This is a genomic window from Alteromonas profundi (assembly GCF_010500865.1).
In the GTDB taxonomy this organism is placed as follows: Bacteria; Pseudomonadota; Gammaproteobacteria; order Enterobacterales; family Alteromonadaceae; genus Alteromonas; species Alteromonas profundi.
This window is the reverse complement of the sequence record NZ_JAAAWN010000011.1, coordinates 47964-65986: the sequence shown is the minus strand read 5'-3', so window position 1 is coordinate 65986 and position 18023 is coordinate 47964. Positions and strand designations below refer to the sequence as shown.

Below are 18023 nucleotides of genomic sequence, written 5' to 3'. Positions count from 1 at the left end.
AACAGATGACAACAACACTAAAAAGTTATATGCCGTAGCTTTGTTTAAACCCTTCAAGCCTTGACTGCGATGCGGCTTGCTTAAACTCTCGGCTAGAAAGTAGGCGCCGTGCTAGCGTATCTTTATCAAATTGCAGTAATAACTCAACGTAATTTAAATACACTTCTTCACTGCGAATAGTTTCAGTAGCAATGCTTTCATACAAAGACAATGCCTCTTCTTTGTCACCTTGCGCCACATGTACCTGTGCTAGCGTGTCTACTGCATCAGCTTGATCAGGCTGTATGGCAAGCGCTCTCTTTGCTAAGGTTTCAGCGCGGTTTAAATCGCCCTCTTGCAATTTCAAGTACGCAAGATTGTTCAACACAACAAAGTTTTCTGGTGTTTTTTGCAGGATAGTTTCATACGTCTGTGACGCTTTGGCTTGGTCTTTGACAATCTGACGCTCGGCTAACAACATAGCGCTACGAATATCGTTGGGGTACTTTTCGACATGCTCGGATATAAACGCATAAGCTTCGTCCTTTTTATCCGTCATATCTAATATAGCAAGAACCAAGAGTGCGTTGTCATCGTTTTGTACTGTTTCATACGCAGCCATTGCATGATCTAAAGCCTTTTCAGGTTTTTTATCAAACACATACAAACGCGCAATGATGCCGCGAACAAAGGGCAGTTCTTTGGCTTCGTCAGACGCATTGTTTATGATTTCCCAAGCCGGTGCGGTGCGTCCCATCTTGCTGAGGAAATAAGCTTTGAGCAGTGAAATCTGCGGATCGGTGCGTTTATCTAGAAACTTTTCTGTTAATGCTAAACCTTCTTTGAAGTTATTTTCAGCATCAAGAATAAGCAGCGTCCCTAATACTGCATTTTTATCCCGTGGATAAAGCTCTAACCAGCGTTCAAATAACGCCTTCGCCTGTTCTACCTTATTCGTCGCTACAAGTGCTTGGCCTTTCAAACGCCAGAACGCCATAGGCGTACTTCTATCTCCTTCAATGCTCGACAATAAGCTTACCGTTTCCTCCAAATCACCATTTAAAGAATGCATACGTGCTAATAAGAGGCGCAGCATAATATTGTCTTGGTCTTTATCTAGCTGCTTAGTAGCATGCTTTATCACCACCTCGCTATTATCGTTTGACGCTTCAATTGCGTACCAATACGTTATTGCTTGAATGCTTTCAGGGTTATCGTTTAGAAACTGTTTGATAACGGCGAGCGCTTTGTCTTGCTCTTCTTTAACAATGTGCAACTTAGTGCGGGCAAATACCACTTCATCTTGTGACCCTTCAAGGGCCACCGCTTTTGCTAAATACCCCTCGGCGGCATCATAATCTTTTTCAGCAGTAGCAATGTTAGCTAGGTATACCACTGGCAGCGCAAATTGCGGCGATTGCTCACGCCATTCATTAGCCGCTTCTTTCGCTTTCTCTAACTGCCCTGTTGCAAGATAGGCACGTATCAAAGTGTTCTGCGTAGAGGGCGATTCGGGTGCTTGCTTTACCGCCTCTTCAATATTCACCAAACCATCTACATCATTAAGTGAAAGCTGCAATACACCTAAACGGGCTAAATCTTCTGGCGAATTACTCACTGCCTCACTTTTTTCCACCATTTCGCGGGCACCCGCTACATTCCCTTCTTTAAGCAGTTGATAACTGGCCTTTGAGAATAAAGCAGCATCGGTATCTGACTGCGAAGAGACGCGATTTAGCACATCTAAGGCGCCGTCGCTTTCACCTAGCTGAAGCATACTGTCGGCGAGCATGCGTAGGCCTGGGTGATTAGCCGGTAACGATGATGCTACCATCGAAAGGTGTCGTTGAGCGGCTTCAAAGTCTTGAATTTGATAGGCACTAAATCCTGCTACCAAGCGCACCACCTGATCGCTTTTGCCGTTCATGATGGCAATTTCAAGACGCTCTAATGCGTTTTGATAGTTGCCGTTGGCAGACTCAATAATACCTTTGAACGTATTAAGCAGAGGGTGGTTTTCATTTATTTTTAGTAACTCATCAACAATAGGTTCCGCTTTATCGAGTTCTTTTTGCTCTACCAATAAGGCCACAAATGCGAATTTGCTTTGCACGTCATCAGGGTAAGCAGACACATAATTATCGTATACTTCGATAGCTTTCTCTTGCTGATTCTGTAGTAAATAGAGGCGCGCTAGTTGCAGTAATAGGTCTTTATTTTGCGGTGCTTGCTCTCGTAACGCCTCAGTTGCGCTGAGGGCTGCGGCGTAATTGTCATTTAAAATATATTGATAGCTATCAATTAAGCCTTTGTAGACAGTAGACGTATCTAACGTCATTAAATCGTTCAATAGCGCTCTGGCTTCGTCACTTTTTTCTAGCTGGACTAAAGCTTGTAGCTTATAAAACCCAACTTCGGCAGACTCCACCGCTGTCATACCTTGCGCACGATAATCTACTCCGGCAAGGGCAGTTTCGGCACCCGACTGTTGATATGACATCGACAGTAGTGGAATAACTTCATTGGCAGGGTGGCCAAGTTCAAGCGCTCTATTTAGTTCTTTTTCTGCAGCCGTAAAATTATTATTCTGCAAATACATCTTACCTAATTCAAAGCGAGGTAATGCGGCGTCAGGTTGAAGTTGAATAGCATTTTTATATTCAACTATAGCGGCATCAACTTGCTGCGACTGCGCATAGGCGCGAGCGTCTTCAAGGTGCTCCTCCATGGATTTTTCTGTGCAACCAGCCATAACTAGGCTGCTCAATAGCATGACAGCTACCGATGAACGCTTCAAAAAGCGGCGTGAAGATTTTCTGTTCATTGTTATTCCCTTTGCCCTGCATTGGTTTATTTGTTGTCTACACATCAAAGCTTACACCAAATTCTGTGTATTTTTTCATCATTATTGTGCAATTTCGTGGCAACCTGACCATTATTCGAATATAATAACGTTTTTTGCAACACTGCCGGTTAAACACTGACGCTTACATAGGTCGTCCACGTTTACCGCGTCCTCCTTACTTAATGCATCAGGACCCTTAATGACAACAACTGTCGACATGACATTTAAAGATCTAAAATTACCAGAACCTATCTTACAAGCCCTTGAAAAAGTTGGCTACGAGAAACCGTCCCCTATTCAAGCTGAAAGTATTCCTTTACTGCTTGAAGGACATGATTTACTCGGTCAGGCCCAGACAGGGACAGGAAAAACCGCTGCGTTTGCCCTGCCTATGTTGGCAAATATCGATCCTGAGCAACGTAAGCCGCAATTACTGGTATTAGCACCGACTCGCGAACTTGCGATTCAGGTAGCCGAAGCGTTCCAAGTGTACGCTAGTTTTAGCCAAAAAATTAAAGTACTGCCTGTTTATGGCGGTCAATCTTATGACAACCAAATTCGTCAACTTAAACGTGGCGTTCAGGTTATCGTAGGTACACCTGGTCGAGTTATCGACCATATCAAACGTAAAACATTGGATTTAAGCGAACTTAAATACTTAGTTCTTGATGAAGCTGATGAAATGTTACGCATGGGCTTTATCGATGACGTTGAACTTATATTAAGTCACGCACCGAAAGAACGCCAAACTGCGTTGTTCTCGGCAACGATGCCTGGGCCAATCAAAAAGATTACTCAACGTTATCTTAACGACCCTAAGCATGTGAAAATTGCGTCAAAAGTAAGTACAGCAAGCACCATACGTCAGCGCTACTGCCAAGTTGCCCCGCATCATAAGCTAGAAGCACTAACGCGTATAATGGAAGTCGAACCTTTTGACGGTGTTATTATCTTCGTACGCACAAAAACCGCTACGGTTGAATTGGCTGACAAGCTATCGGCACGCGGCTACGATGTAGAACCGTTAAATGGTGACATTCCTCAGAATGCCCGTGAACGTACGGTAGATAAGCTAAAACAAGGGAAGATCGATATCTTAGTGGCAACCGATGTGGTAGCCCGTGGTCTTGATGTTGAACGTGTTAGCCACGTAATAAACTACGACGTACCTTACGATAGCGAATCGTATGTTCACCGTATTGGCCGTACTGGCCGTGCCGGTCGTCAAGGTGATGCTATCTTGTTCATCTCGCATCGTGAAAAGCGCATGCTTTTCTCTATCGAGAAAACCACCAAGCAGCCGATTGAAGTTATGCCTATACCTTCAATTAGCGAAATTAACGAAACCCGCCTTAGTCGTTTCAAGCAGTCTGTGGTAGAAGCAGCGCAAGACGATAGCATTGAATCGTTAATTCCTATTGTCGAAATGATTAAAGAAGAAGCCGAAGCCTCTCCTGAAGTCATCATGGCGGCATTAGTTAAAATAGCGCAAGGTGATGAGCCGCTTATCTTAAAAGAAAGCGATCGCCCTGACTTGCATAGCAAACCGCCTCGTGAAACCCGCGATCGCAGAGATGGACGGGACGGACGTGATAGCCGTGAGCGTAAGCCGCGTGCTCCGCGCACCAGTCGCAAGCCGGAAGCTGGTATGCAGCGCTACCGTATTGATGTAGGTCATATGCACGGCGCTAAGCCTGGTAATATCGTTGGGGCCATTGCTAATGAAGGCAACATGGACTCTAAGCATATTGGCGCAATTGAAATTTATGACAATTTCAGTACCGTTGATTTACCTGAAGGTATGCCGAAAGAAACCCGTGATAAGCTACAAGGAACCCGTGTAGCCGGTCAACGTTTAAGTATTCGTGAGTGGGCTGATACACCTCCTAAGCGCGAAGGCCGTGGTGGTCGTGGCGGCGAACGCAACGATCGTGCTAACCGCGCAAGACGTAAGAACTAAGCAGTCGAAAAATACGCCTTTATATAACGTATGAGAATATAAAGGCAGATTTCGTTGTTTCTAATAAGAAAGAATTAGCGCAAAATGGCGTTAGTTCTTTTTTTTTATGTGCGGTTTACCCTATGGATTACTTTCCCCTGTTTTTAGACGCTCGCTCGCTACGCTGCTTAATTGTCGGCGCCGGTGAAGTTGCAGCGAGAAAGCTTGAGTTAATCATGAAAACCCCCGCGCAAATTACTGTGGTAGCACCATGGGCGTGCGATACGGTTAAACAATTGTCTCAACATGGCAAGGTTACTCTTATTGAACGTGAGTTTGTGGATGGCGACCTCGATGCCAAAGACATTGTCTTTATAGCCACGGATAAAAGTGCGCTTAACCAGCATATTCATGATGTAGCCCGTGCACGAAAAGTGCTCGTAAACGTGGTAGATAATACCCCGCTGTGTCAGTTTATAACCCCCTCTATTGTTGACCGCTCGCCCATTGTTATAGCCATGAGTAGTGGTGGTGTTGCGCCTGTATTACTGCGCTATTTGCGTCAAAAGTTAGAAACCATTTTACCGAGTAATTTAAGTAGGCTGGGCGCATTTTCAGAGAAATTTCGCGATAAAGTTAAGCAAACCTTAAACGGTGTTACCGCACGACGGTACTTTTGGGAAGATGTATTAGATGGCGATATCGCCGAGTTAGTTGAAAAAGGGCAGGATGAAAAAGCCAATACTGCCTTTGATACTGCCCTTCAGGCAGCAGCGGAAAATAAACAAACCCAAGGGCAGGTGTATTTAGTAGGTGCGGGGCCAGGCGATCCGGATCTATTAACATTTCGCGCATTACGCTTAATGCAAAAAGCCGACGTTGTGGTTTACGATCGCCTAGTGTCTCCACAAATTCTTGAACTTGTACGACGGGACGCAGAAAAAATTTATGTAGGAAAAGCCAAAAGCAACCACACACTACCGCAAGATGATATAAATCAGTTAATGGTTGATGAAGCAAAAAAAGGCAACCGTGTAGTACGCTTAAAAGGCGGAGACCCGTTTATTTTTGGCCGTGGTGGTGAGGAAATTCAAACCCTAATTCGCCATGGCATAGAATTTCAAGTTGTACCAGGAATTACCGCTGCAAGCGGCGCGTCCAGCTACGCGGGTATTCCCTTAACGCATCGCGACCATGCACAGTCTGTGGTATTTGCCACCGGGCATTTACGCGATGGCAGTATCGATTTAAATTGGCCTGCGCTAGCGCAGCATAATCAAACCATTGTATTTTATATGGGCCTTACTGGCCTTCCCATTATCTGTGAAAAACTTATCCAACACGGATTAAGCGATACCACCCCTATCGCACTAGTAGAGTCGGCCACGACAGAGCATCAAAAAGTGGTAACCGGTATCTTAAAAGATATTACCAGTAACCCCAACACAAGCGCGCTTAAACCACCTACATTAATTATTGTGGGCAGTGTAGTGAGTTTACAAAAAGAACTGGATTGGTTTGGTCATTAAGCCACTTGCTCTTTATCGCTATAGGCTCATACTAAATAGCACCAACAAGCGAGAAAAAGGCCGTGATATGTCTGGTAGAAGCAAAAACGACACTACCTTAACACGCGCAGGTAGGATGTCCTTAGCTTGGGCTCTTTGGGTTGTGGGGGGCGCAGTATTCAGTTTAATTTTGCCTAGCGCGCAGGCCCAGCAACTTAGTTTCGACCGCGTCAAAAAGGGCGACTATACTACCTTCGATTATCAATGGTACGATGTGGACGGTAACACCCAGCACATTCGTTTCTCGCTGCCCGAGAGTGTAACGAACTCAGCGTTAACATTGCAGCCCAACTATAAACCCGCCCTCGCCCAACGATATGTTACCGTGGCACTGATGAAAAAAGCCCGTAGCTATGACCCCACCGAGGCAATCGTTTCGATTAACAATGAAAATGGTCGCATCGATTTAGAGGTAAGGTCGCCAATACAAGGTAAGGCCGATGAAGTATTGGCTAGTTTAAAAGAAGTGCAGCGGCAGGCCTACAATGACTATTTAGAGAAAAACTATTTCACTCGCTTTACCACCTTGTTCCAGCAACAAGCAGTGAAACCCGATCATATTCGCTATGTTAAAGAAACCACAAAGGCACTCGTGCCTGTCTCGCAAGCGTTCTATGAGAAAATCAAACAAGACTCAGATGCACGGGCATACTTTAAATTACTATTGGGCTGGGTACAGAGTATTCCCTACGACACCCTTGAAGATAGAAAAGTGAGTAATGGGTCGGGTTTTGCGCCTCCCTTAGGCGTGTTGCAACAAAACTTAGGTGATTGCGACAGTAAAGCAGTGCTTACCAGTGCGTTGGTTCGCGCCTTTCTTCCCGACACAGATATGGCCATGGTGTTGCTACCGAATCATGCGCTATTGGCTATTGCACTCACCCCAAAGAAAACTGATACCACCATCAATGTTGAGGGGCAGGAGTATGTGCTTTACGATCCTACCGGCCCCGCTCTCATTCCGTTTGGGCAGGTATCTGAAGATACCTTACGCTTTTTAGACACGGGTCGCTTTCAAATAGAGCCCATTGAATAGGGTTCATTTAATAGCGCCCCGCGCTATTTGGGGTTATAAATTTTCCTCGGCAAAGCTCGCTAAACGACTACGCACCACACCATCTAGATTCATGGTTGCACTTCCAGAGAAGTTTTTAAATTTTTCCACAAGGTAGGTAAGCCCTGACGTCACCGCCGTCAAATAATTACTGTCAATCTGCGCCAAATTACCGCCCACGATAATTTTGGTACCTTCACCGCAGCGCGTAATAATAGTCTTTAGTTGCGATGCCGTTAAGTTCTGAGATTCATCAAGAATAACTATGGCGTTTTGAATACTTCTACCCCGCATAAAGTTGACTGACTTATACTGAATATTGGCTTTTTCCATGATGTAATTCATCGACCCTTTTACATTTTCATCGTGTTTATGCAAAACTTCTAGTGAATCTGTAATGGCCGCTAACCATGGCAACATTTTCTCTTCTTCGGTGCCGGGTAAGAAACCGATGGACTCGGCAATTTCTGGCGTGCTTCGCGTGACAATAATTTTGTCATACATATTGCGTTCTACCACCATTTCAAGCGCGGCCGCTAACGCCAGTAAGGTTTTACCGCTGCCTGCAGGGCCGGTAAGCACAACTAAATCGATGTGGGGGTCGAGTAGCGCATGCAGCGCCATTGCCTGACCTATATTTTTAGGTGAAATGCCCCATGCATGACGGCTCATTAAACGCTCATACCCAAGGTCGAGTACCTCAAGCGTTTCGTCGTTCACCGCTTCAACTAAACCTGCAAACTGTTGGCTATCATCAAGCAAGAACTCATTCACATAAGCTTCTGGCAACAAGGCTTTAGGTACAGTGTGGATGGTATCGCGCCCTTCGCTACGACTATCAACGCTTTTTACTTTATCCCAGAAATTCCCCTCAAAGTGGTGGAACCCGCGGGAGAGGTATTTGATATCGCTAATCAGTTGGTCGGTACGATAGTCTTCAACATGGGCTAGCCCAGCTCCCTTAGCCTTTAATCGCATATTTAAATCTTTCGTTACCAGTACAACGTGCTGTCCAACAAAGGTTTTCTGTAAATGAAGTGCCACGTTAATAATGCGATTATCATTTTCATTGCTCGTGAAAACCTGTTGGGTTTCCACCATATTTAGGTCTGCAAAAACTGACAAACTGCCGGTAGGTGCGGTAGCACCTGCACCAAGTCCCTTCATGGATACGCCAGCCACCATATCCTCTGGTGTGGCTTCGTGGAGTAAGTCCTCCATCGCGCGTATAGATACGCGTGCGTCCCGCGCTACATCTTTCTTGCTGTCTTTGATGTAATCAAGCTCTTCGAGCACAGTCATAGGGATCACGACATCGTGTTCTTTAAATGAGAGAAAAGCATGGGGTTCGTGCAGTAGGATGTTGGTATCGAGGACGTATATTTTCGTATCACTAGTGTTTTTTTTTGGCATCCTTCACTCCGGTAATATAGCCAAGCGCGCCGAATATGCACGGCTTGCAAAGATACAGTGTTACGGAAAAAGAGAAGGTGTCGTTCGAAACAGGACTTCTTCCCCTAATCGCGTCGACTGAGAAGCAACAAAACGTTTGTCTACTTCACACGCCCATGGTTGTTTTTATGAGCGCTTAATTCCACCATAATCTACAACGGTGAATTTGGCACTGTTTTTCTTTGTTTTATTTTTTCGTTGTACACAAACTGCCCAAGTAAAAAACAAAAAACACACCGATAGGCTAGTATTAATGACTTATCGTGATGCAATGCGTACAATACCGCCCCCGCAAAATAGGATGGTGATATATGAGTTCCGAAAGCCCGTTTTCTCTTGGTCAGCGTTGGTTAAGTAATACTGAGACTGAGCTTGGTCTTGGCGCTGTAATTGGTGTCGATTTTCGTTCGGTAGAAATTCTTTTTCCAGCTACCGATGAAGTTAGGATATATACCAAACAAGAGGCTCCGCTAACGCGACTCATTTTCGATATTGGCGAAACGGTGAAAAGCCAAGATGGCTGGGAAATGACGGTGACAGATATTGAAGAAAGCCAGGGCGTTTGTATTTACTCGGGCATTCGTGAGGACAATAAAGCGCAAGTACGCTTATCTGAGACTTTGCTCGATCACCATATTCAGTTGAACCAACCTGAGCGTCGCTTGTTCAGCGAGCAGTTAGACAACCCAAAATGGTTTGATTTACGACTGCGGGCACTTAACCATCAGTACGACTATTTACGTTCATCCACTATAGGCTTAGCGGGCGCTCGCATTTCCCTAATTCCTCATCAATTACATATTGCTTCAGAAGTAGGAACCCGCCATGCACCCCGGGTTTTGTTAGCCGATGAAGTTGGCCTAGGAAAAACCATAGAAGCCGCGCTCATAATTCATCAGCAATTGAAAACGGGGCGAGCTCAGCGGGTTCTTATTGTCGTACCCGACTCGCTGGTTCATCAGTGGTTAGTGGAAATGCTACGCCGGGTCAATTTGGCCTTTGCCATTTTTGATGAAAGCCGTTGCGAAGCATTAGACGACGATGAAGGCAACCCTTTTGAAAACGATCAGCTGGTACTTTGTAGTATCGATTTTTTAAGCAAAAGCGAAAAGCGTCAACATCAAATTCAAGCCGCAAGCTGGGATTTAATGGTCGTTGACGAAGCGCACCATTTGGCTTGGTCTTCAGACGCTCCATCTAAGGAATACCAGTGTATAGAGGCGCTTGCGAACAATACGCCCGGGGTATTGCTGCTTACCGCTACGCCGGATCAGCTAGGCCACGAAAGCCACTTTGCACGCTTACGGTTGCTTGACCCTGCACGTTTTCACAATTACCAAGCATTTCTTGAGGAAGAGTCTCGCTATAGTCAGCTTGCCGACGCTGTAGCACCTTTGTTGTCTGATACCGAACCCACCAGCAAACAACGGGATAAATTAGCTGACTTTGCACCAGATATCATGGCGCACGCTGGCGATTTAACAGATGCGGACACCCGACGGGCGTTAGTACACCAACTTATTGATTGTCATGGCACAGGTAGAATGCTGTTTCGTAACCGGCGCGCGAATATTGAAGGCTTTCCCGAGCGGGCTCTATCGAGCTACCCACTGCCATTACCTGATGACTATCAAGCTGCTGTGGTGGAAGGAGACTTAACCCTTGCCTTATACCCAGAACGCTTGCCTAAGTTAGTGAATACCTGGATGTATGAAGATCCAAGGGTAGACTGGTTACTCGATTTTATGCAATCTGTAAAACCAGAAAAGATACTACTCATTTGTGCCAGCGCGCGCACAGCGCAAGAACTCGGCGAGGTAATACGAACGCTGACAGGTATTCGTCATAGCGTGTTCCATGAGGGCATGACGATAGTAGAAAGAGATAAAGCAGCACACTATTTCGCCGACGAAGAAGAAGGGGCGCAAATATTACTGTGTAGTGAAATTGGCAGTGAAGGCCGAAACTTTCAGTTTGCCCACCACTTAGTACTATTTGATTTACCTCTGAGCCCTGATTTACTCGAGCAGCGTATAGGTCGCCTTGACCGCATAGGACAAACGAAAACCGTGCAAATCCACGTTCCCTATTTAGAGAATACCGCACAAAATGTATTACTTGATTGGTATCATCAAGGGCTAAATGCGTTTGAGAAAACCTGCCCGACAGGCTCTGGGGTATTTGATGAAGTGAAGCCTTTGCTGGTTAACGCTTGTCTCAACCCTGAGCAGGACAGTAGTCGCGAAGAACTAATTAATCGAAGTCATGCGCTAAATAGCCAATTGGTCACTCAGCTAGAAGCTGGCAGAGATCGTTTACTTGAGCTTAATGCCTCTGGCGAAGGCCGTGTAGAAAGTTTACTTGAAGACATAATAGAACTAGATAGCGCCCAAGATCTTGCGCGGTTTATGGGCCGGGTTTTTGATGCCATTGGTGTGCAACAAGAAGAAAAAGACAATGACTGTTTTATACTTATGCCCACAGAGCATATGGTGAGCCAATTGCCTGGGCTAGACCCTGAAGGCATGACGGTGACATACAAACGCCGCGTAGCAACTACCTTAGAAAACGTACACTTTTTAAGTTGGGATCATCCACTGGTTCACAATGCCATTGATGTGGTGCTTACCGATATGCATGGAAAGAGCAGTATGGGCTTTATTGCCGAACCTAGCTTACCCAAAGGCGCGTATTGGCTAGAAGCTCTTTTTGTGCTTGATGCAAGTGCACCAAAGTCGTTGCAATTAGGCCGCTTCTTACCACAGACACCAGTAAGAATTTGTTTAGATGCGCAAGGGAAGCCAGTTGAACTGGATGTAGAGGTAAAACGTAAAGTTGGGCGCAAGATTTCATCGCAACTGTTAAAAGCCTTGAACCAACCGCTAACCCTAGCAATAGAAAAAGCCCGTCAGTTAGCGCACCAGCAAGCCAACACCCTGTTGCACGACGCCCTAAAGAACATGCATGCAACCTTAAACAGTGAAATACAACGCCTAAGAGATTTGCAAAAACGTAACCCTTCAGTGCGCGACAGTGAAATTGAGTTTATCGAAACCCAAATTAGTGCGCTTGATAAAGTTATTCAATCTGCCGATGTTCAACTCGACGCCCTTCGCGTAGTGGTGAATAACCCTTAATGGCTAATCCTTCGTTTGTTTACAACCCGCCGCAATCGCCGTACCTCACAATACTCTATCAAGACGATGATATTGTGGTGGCGGATAAGCCCAGTGGGCTTTTAAGCGTGCCGGGCAAAGCCCAGGAACACAAAGACGCGCTAATAACGCGAATTAATTTAGTGTTTCCCACCGCTACCGTTGTCCACCGGTTAGATATGGCGACCTCGGGCATTATGGTTATGGCACTAAATAAACCTAGCCATCGTCATATTTCTAAACAGTTTGAACTACGCCAAACCAAAAAACGCTATTTTGCGCGTGTTTTTGGTCAATTAGCGGATAAACAAGGCGAAGTGGACCTTCCGCTTATTTGCGACTGGCCTAACCGCCCTAAACAAATGGTGGATCACGAAAGAGGCAAACCCTCGCAAACCTTATTTGAGCGGATTACCAGCAACAAAAACGAGTCCTTAGTGGCCCTTTATCCAGTTACTGGGCGTTCTCATCAATTGCGGGTGCATATGTTATCGTTAGGGCACCCTATTTTAGGCGATAGGCTTTATGCCCACGAGGAAGCGTTAGCAATGGCCCCCCGGCTGCAATTGCACGCACAGAGTTTGTGTTTCACCCACCCCACAACAAACCAATGGCTTCGCTTTCAAACCCCTATACCTTTTAGCGACTACCAACCTAGTGCACAATAGTAGTAGGGGCAGTAGTAGGGGCAATGGGCGCACGCTCTCCCTTTTTTGCGACAGATTTTTTGCTTTTTATGGATAAAAAAAGAAAGACGTATTGAAGTTTTCTTATTATGGGCCGATAACAGAGTATCGTCTTAGGTAGGAAAGCTATGATACGTTCGCTCGCTCCCCTTGTATGTCTTTTCGTCCTGCTATGCCATGGCGCTCAGGCAAGCTACTACACCGACATTTCGAATGCGTTTATGCCTAATGAACTTACACATGTGCAAGTCGGTGAAGAGCGCGTACCTATTTTTGAAATCCCCGCCACCACACCGTTAGCCCGTGGTGTAGTGCTGATATTAGCTGAACAGACCCCTAGCGGATTAAGCCTTGCACAAGCAAAAAGCTTAGCCAGCCTAATGAGCCAAAAAGGCTGGCATAGTATCGTCAGCCCTGTCCCCTTGGTGTTAGCTTCGCCTTTTGTCAATTATGATGTGCCGTCCACTTCTCGCCAAAACGCAGAGTTAAGCGCTGACTCAAACGAGGAAAATAGCGGTACAAACCTCACACAACCAGACAACATTAATGACAACCAAAACGTTAAGATGACTGCGTTGCACCCTCGACAGGACACGCGCCCGCCGGTTGTAGACTATCAACGCAGTGCTCAGCATCTTACGTTACTTCTTAATGCGCTTTATGAGCACAGCAAAGGGCATCGGGGCTTTCGCATTGTTATCGCACAAGGAATGAGTGCCGCACAAATATTGTCATTAGGCGCCGATCAGAAAATTGCCCCGCCGAATACCTTAGTCACTTTGTCACCTTTTTGGCCTCAAGCAAGCATCAATAGCCAAATACCCTCAGCCATAGCGGGTACTGATTTTCCGGTACTTGATTTAGCGGTGGCCAATGTGAATGAATGGGCTACACGCACCGAAGATAATCGACGTTTTATCGCATCTACGTCATTGAAGCTTCACTACCGCCAGCAAAAAATTCCAGCAAACATATTTTCCTCAAACTTCAACGATGCAAAAAAATCCCCTTATATTCAGCTGCTTGGAGGGCACATTATTGGCTGGACGCGATATTTAGGCTGGTAGTTTCTCATTTAACGCGGTAACCTTTGTTGCTGGATATAGCAGTGAGTTAATGTTGCGATATGTAAAGCCACTAGGCAGTTTTCGCAATTTTGAACTATAATTTCCCCATCAAACATAACCGGCGGCTGAACCTCTGTGAACGTTAAAGAGTTTGTAAACAACAAAGCCAAACAGCTGTGTTTTTATTTGCGAGCGTATTGGCAAGGAGAGCTTCCAATCGAGGAAATCGAGCTGTTTTTTTGGGATAGCATGGAAGAATGGGGGCAAATAGAATACACCTTCACCCAACCCTACACCCAAAAAGAGCGTGTTTTTTGGCACTTACTTCATCAGGTTCATTTTTGGCCAGAAGAGAAACTTTCTCGCGATAACTACTTAGTTGAAGAACTTACCAACTGTATATTATTTCTAGAGGGTAAAGGCCACTGCCCGTTCGATTGCGTGGGTATTCGCCCTTAGTTCTGCTGGTTTTGCCACACTTTTATCCGCTATGTTATTGCACAACCCCTAGGAAAATGGCTCAATAGACAACCACTGAACGTAATTGTCGGAAGCCCTTTTGTTTCAATCGCTTAAAACATTCAATGATCGCCGTTACCTGAGCATATTTTTATTCGGTATAACCAGCGGTTTACCCTGGGTAATGATAGGGTCGGTGCTAAATGCTTGGCTACAAGACGAAGGTTTATCCCGCTCTGCTATTGGGCTTTTTGGCGCTATATTTTCGGTATATTCATTCAACTTTATATGGTCTCCGCTTATTGATAGCGTGAAACCCATAGTGTTGGGCCAGCGACGTGGCTGGATCATTCTTATGCAAGGAGGCATTGCTCTTAGTTGCTTCGTCATGGCGCAATTCAGTGCAACGTCTGATTTATTTTATTTAGCCTTAGTTGGTTTGTTTATCGCTGTCTTTTCGGCAACCCAAGATATTGCTATTGATGGCTATCGTATTGATGTGATTGAAGCGAAAGATAACGATGGTCTCTCGGCCGCCTCCTCGGTTGCTACCGCTGGCTGGTGGACTGGGTATGGTGGTCTAGGTGCTATTCCCTTTTTCCTCGCCGATACCAATTACTTTTATTGGCCGCAGATTTACTTAGTTCTTGGCGCTATTATGCTATGCCTTATGGTAGCAACCTTATTCGCCAAAGAGCCTACTGTCGACCGCAAACAACTATTACGTGCTGCCTCGGCCACCATTCCCTTGGCAACGAGAAGCAAGGTTGCCAATTGGCTGAAACAAACGCTAATAGCGCCTTTTGCTGAGTTTTTTACCCGTAATGGGGTAAGACTCGCATTGTCGTTCCTTCTATTTATCTTTTTATTCAAAATTGGTGAAGCCTTTCTTGGCAGAATGAGTATTGTTTTTTATAAAGAAATAGGTTTTTCAAATAGCGATATAGGCACCTACTCAAAATTACTTAATTGGTGGGTGACTATTTTATTTTCACTTGCAGGAGGCTTGGTAAATATTCGCTATGGTATATACCGTGGGTTGATGACAGCTGGCATTGCTATGGCCGCATCAAATCTAATGTTTGCGTGGATAGCCGAAACCGGACCCGATGTGAAACTACTTGCAGCGGCCGTTGTCATTGACGGGTTTACAGCAGCATGGTCTACCGTGGCAATGGTAGCTTTCATTTCTCTTTTATGTAATCGAGCATTTAGCGCCACCCAATACGCGCTAATGGCTTCTCTAAGCGTTGCAGGGCGTACCTTTGTGGCTTCAAGTAGTGGCTTTGTGGTTGACTATTTAAACGGCAATTGGAGCCTATTTTTTATTATTACGGCCCTGATGGTGCTACCGAGTTTATATTTCCTTTACCGTATTCGGCATAAAATAAAAGCCTTAGAAATGCCACCTTTACCGACTAAAGGTTAATTGCATTAGTACTGCTGACTGCTATAGATAGTAGATGAGCGGGTTATCAAATATACTAAATGCGACACTTAACACTTCCCTGTAGTGGAACAAAGGTATGTAATAGGTGAACTAAGGGTATATAGACATGGAGTTAATATGCGCGAAAATACACCCCAAGGTATGTCCGCCAGGCGGCATTCTCTTATTGTTTTAGTATTACTCAGTATCACGCTGTGTGCATTTAGCTATGTTTATTTTATCCTTCATAAACAAGAGAAAATGCATGCCTCTCTCACTTCAGTGAACGGCATTGAAAATTCGCTTTACAACATAGAAAGGCAGATAGATAACTATTACCACTCTTTAGATGATGATGCCGCCAGCGTGTTACAACGCCACCTGCTTTCGCTAACAACAGAGGCAGATTACTATCTCTCTGATTATCTAAACTTCACTTCGGATAGCACGGCAAATAGCGCCGCGGTTAAATTTAGCCGAAGTAACATTAGCCAGCAAGAATTTCCCAGCTACCGAGACAGCCTTTCCACGAAAGACACTAATGCGCAGTTAGTCGGCTTACTAAACTTACTGCGTACCTTGGTACATGCCCCTAGCGCAGATGTGAAACGGCTGTTGATGGATGAACTGCCTCTTTCAACGATTATTACCCAGCTTCAGGTACAGGAACAAACGCTACTAAAGCGAGAGCACGCAGCCAAAGGTCATTTGCAGACAGCACTTGGGCTCACCCTCATTATTGTTTGCATAGGCATAATAAGTTACTGGCTGCTTGCTACTTCTCGCATTTTCAAATCAACCAGCGCGAATAAAGCTGGCGGGTTGGCAGCAGCCTATAGTCAAACTAACGAGGAGGTTTATACCGATTTAGATAGCGGCAAAAAGAAATTTCTTAGCTTAATGAGCCATGAATTTAGGGCGCCGATCAGTGCTATTATTACCGCTTTAGAGCTTATGCCTAATATGCCAGAGGCGCAACAGGGTAAGCTAATACAACAAGCCGAACTGTCATGTTATCGCTTGTTAAACCTCACTAACAACCTCCTCGATATTCTAAGCGGCGATGCCTCAGACACTATCGCACATAACGACATTGATTTAATTAGTTTACTTGACGAATGTATCTCACCAATTTCGGTACAGGTCAAAAATAACCAAGTGGAATTTGGTATGCATTGCAGTCATAGCGTACCGCAATACATTGAAGGCGATGCTGTATTAATTTCTAACGTACTTAAGAACGTGCTTGATAATGCGGTTAAGTTTACTGATAACGGCCTCATTGATATTAGTATTACGACACAGGTTAAAGATAAAAAGGTTTACCTTGTAGTTAAGGTTGTCGACTCTGGGGTAGGCATGGATGAAAAAGCCAAGAAGCAAATATTCAATCGATTTTACCGTGGGGATCACCCCCACAATCAACGCTATCCGGGAGCGGGTATTGGCCTTGCGGTAGTGAAAAAATCTCTCGAGCGTTTAGGCGGTACAATTGAAGTAAACAGTGAACCTGGGTTGGGCTCTGAGTTTACTGTACATATTCCTATTAGCCCTATCTCAGCGGCCAGCGAGCCGAAAAACCAAGTTAGCGGAGCACGCTTTGCTATTGTGGATGATTTGGAAATATCGCGTCTTCATATTCAAAATATTATTAGTAACGAAGGTTATACGAGTCGCTGCTTTGCATCGGGTTCTGACTTACTACAATTACGGGATGAGCTTCTTCAATTTACCGCGATTTTTATCGATTTGTATATGCCAGGTATGAACGGGGTAGAATTGGTGCGTACTCTCAATGCTATGTATGGAGAACGAACGCCTCCTATTATTGTGCTATCAGCAACCCCCGACATTGCCAATATTATTGCCGGTAGCGAGGTAGAGGTATGGCAATCGTTTGTGAAACCTATAGATAGAAATCGCATTATCGATACCCTACGACACTTAGTCCACCCGCGGGAATTCTCAGGCGAAAGCGTAACCAAAGCGCGTATTTTAGTCGTAGAAGATGAACCCATTAATGCTGAATTGGTAGAGAATATGATGCAGTGTATGGGTCATATTCCCACCACGGTTAATTCCGGAGAAGAGGCGATTATTGCGGCGAAGGAAAGCCGTTTCGACGCGGTATTGTTAGATATTAACTTACGGGATATGAGTGGCTTAGAAGTGGCGAGAATCCTAAAAGAGCAGTGGCCAGACTTACCCATTATAGCACTTACCGCCAATGCTCACAGGCGAGACAAAGAAGAAAGTGCGAAAGCCGGCATACGGTATCACTTGGTAAAACCGGTTACCTTTCAGGAGCTTAAAAACACCTTGCGACTTTCTCTTTTTCACCCTAGGGGGCGCTAACACCCCTACATACGATGTAGCTGGGTGGCAGAACA

11 protein-coding genes are annotated in these 18023 nt (G+C 45.2%); 9 read left to right on the top strand and 2 right to left on the bottom strand.

Going from position 1 to position 18023, the window contains the following annotated elements:
- Positions 1-25: 25 nt before the first annotated feature.
- Positions 26-2803: an XrtA/PEP-CTERM system TPR-repeat protein PrsT gene (gene prsT / locus GTH32_RS09905; RefSeq protein WP_163085260.1), complete on the bottom strand. Its 2778-nt coding sequence runs from the start codon at positions 2801-2803 to the stop codon at positions 26-28.
- 220 nt (positions 2804-3023) lie between these two features.
- Here prsT and GTH32_RS09900 point away from each other — a divergent pair, with 220 nt between their 5' ends.
- The 3 genes from GTH32_RS09900 (at position 3024) to GTH32_RS09890 (ending at position 7367) form a co-directional block, all read left to right on the top strand.
- Positions 3024-4784 (top strand): DEAD/DEAH box helicase, encoded by a 1761-nt coding sequence (locus GTH32_RS09900; RefSeq protein WP_163085258.1) that lies wholly within the window; start codon positions 3024-3026, stop codon positions 4782-4784.
- 122 nt (positions 4785-4906) lie between these two features.
- A complete protein-coding gene (gene cysG, locus GTH32_RS09895; protein WP_163085256.1) occupies positions 4907-6292 on the top strand; it encodes a siroheme synthase CysG in 1386 nt (461 codons plus the stop codon).
- Between the two features lie 67 nt (positions 6293-6359).
- Entirely contained in the window at positions 6360-7367 is a 1008-nt protein-coding gene (locus GTH32_RS09890) for a hypothetical protein (RefSeq protein WP_163085254.1), read from the top strand.
- A gap of 33 nt (positions 7368-7400) precedes the next feature.
- Here the strand turns inward: GTH32_RS09890 and GTH32_RS09885 are convergent, their stop codons facing one another.
- Positions 7401-8798, bottom strand: coding sequence for a PhoH family protein (locus GTH32_RS09885; protein WP_163085252.1), 1398 nt, complete (start codon positions 8796-8798; stop codon positions 7401-7403).
- 350 nt (positions 8799-9148) lie between these two features.
- On the opposite strand from GTH32_RS09885, the gene rapA reads away from it, so the two are divergent.
- The 6 genes from rapA to GTH32_RS09855 all read left to right on the top strand — a co-directional run bounded on the left by rapA (position 9149) and on the right by GTH32_RS09855 (position 17988).
- Complete coding sequence (rapA, locus tag GTH32_RS09880) at positions 9149-11974, top strand: RNA polymerase-associated protein RapA (protein WP_163085251.1); 2826 nt, start codon at positions 9149-9151, stop codon at positions 11972-11974.
- Positions 11974-12660: a bifunctional tRNA pseudouridine(32) synthase/23S rRNA pseudouridine(746) synthase RluA gene (gene rluA, locus GTH32_RS09875; protein ID WP_163085249.1), complete on the top strand. Its 687-nt coding sequence runs from the start codon at positions 11974-11976 to the stop codon at positions 12658-12660. Before rapA ends, rluA begins: the two co-directional genes overlap by 1 nt.
- Before the next feature lie 146 nt (positions 12661-12806).
- Positions 12807-13745: a DUF3530 family protein gene (locus tag GTH32_RS09870; protein ID WP_163085247.1), complete on the top strand. Its 939-nt coding sequence runs from the start codon at positions 12807-12809 to the stop codon at positions 13743-13745.
- A gap of 135 nt (positions 13746-13880) precedes the next feature.
- A complete protein-coding gene (locus GTH32_RS09865; protein WP_163085245.1) occupies positions 13881-14204 on the top strand; it encodes a hypothetical protein in 324 nt (107 codons plus the stop codon).
- Between the two features lie 100 nt (positions 14205-14304).
- Positions 14305-15633 carry an AmpG family muropeptide MFS transporter gene (locus GTH32_RS09860; RefSeq protein WP_163085243.1) on the top strand — a complete coding sequence of 443 codons (1329 nt, stop codon included), beginning with the start codon at positions 14305-14307 and terminating at the stop codon, positions 15631-15633.
- A 138-nt stretch (positions 15634-15771) separates the two neighbouring features.
- Entirely contained in the window at positions 15772-17988 is a 2217-nt protein-coding gene (locus GTH32_RS09855; RefSeq protein ID WP_163085241.1) for a hybrid sensor histidine kinase/response regulator, read from the top strand.
- The last annotated feature ends 35 nt before the right edge of the window (positions 17989-18023 follow it).

Excerpts from the sequence above, each read along its gene's own strand:
- GTH32_RS09855 (WP_163085241.1), top strand. The coding sequence starts at position 15,772 with ATGCGCGAAAATACACCCCAAGGTATGTCCGCCAGGCGGCATTCTCTT.
- GTH32_RS09900 (WP_163085258.1), top strand. The coding sequence starts at position 3,024 with ATGACAACAACTGTCGACATGACATTTAAAGATCTAAAATTACCAGAA.
- GTH32_RS09870 (WP_163085247.1), top strand. The coding sequence starts at position 12,807 with ATGATACGTTCGCTCGCTCCCCTTGTATGTCTTTTCGTCCTGCTATGC.
- GTH32_RS09885 (WP_163085252.1), bottom strand. The coding sequence starts at position 8,798 with ATGCCAAAAAAAAACACTAGTGATACGAAAATATACGTCCTCGATACC.
- rapA (WP_163085251.1), top strand. The coding sequence starts at position 9,149 with ATGAGTTCCGAAAGCCCGTTTTCTCTTGGTCAGCGTTGGTTAAGTAAT.
- rluA (WP_163085249.1), top strand. The coding sequence starts at position 11,974 with ATGGCTAATCCTTCGTTTGTTTACAACCCGCCGCAATCGCCGTACCTC.
- cysG (WP_163085256.1), top strand. The coding sequence starts at position 4,907 with ATGGATTACTTTCCCCTGTTTTTAGACGCTCGCTCGCTACGCTGCTTA.
- GTH32_RS09890 (WP_163085254.1), top strand. The coding sequence starts at position 6,360 with ATGTCTGGTAGAAGCAAAAACGACACTACCTTAACACGCGCAGGTAGG.
- prsT (WP_163085260.1), bottom strand. The coding sequence starts at position 2,803 with ATGAACAGAAAATCTTCACGCCGCTTTTTGAAGCGTTCATCGGTAGCT.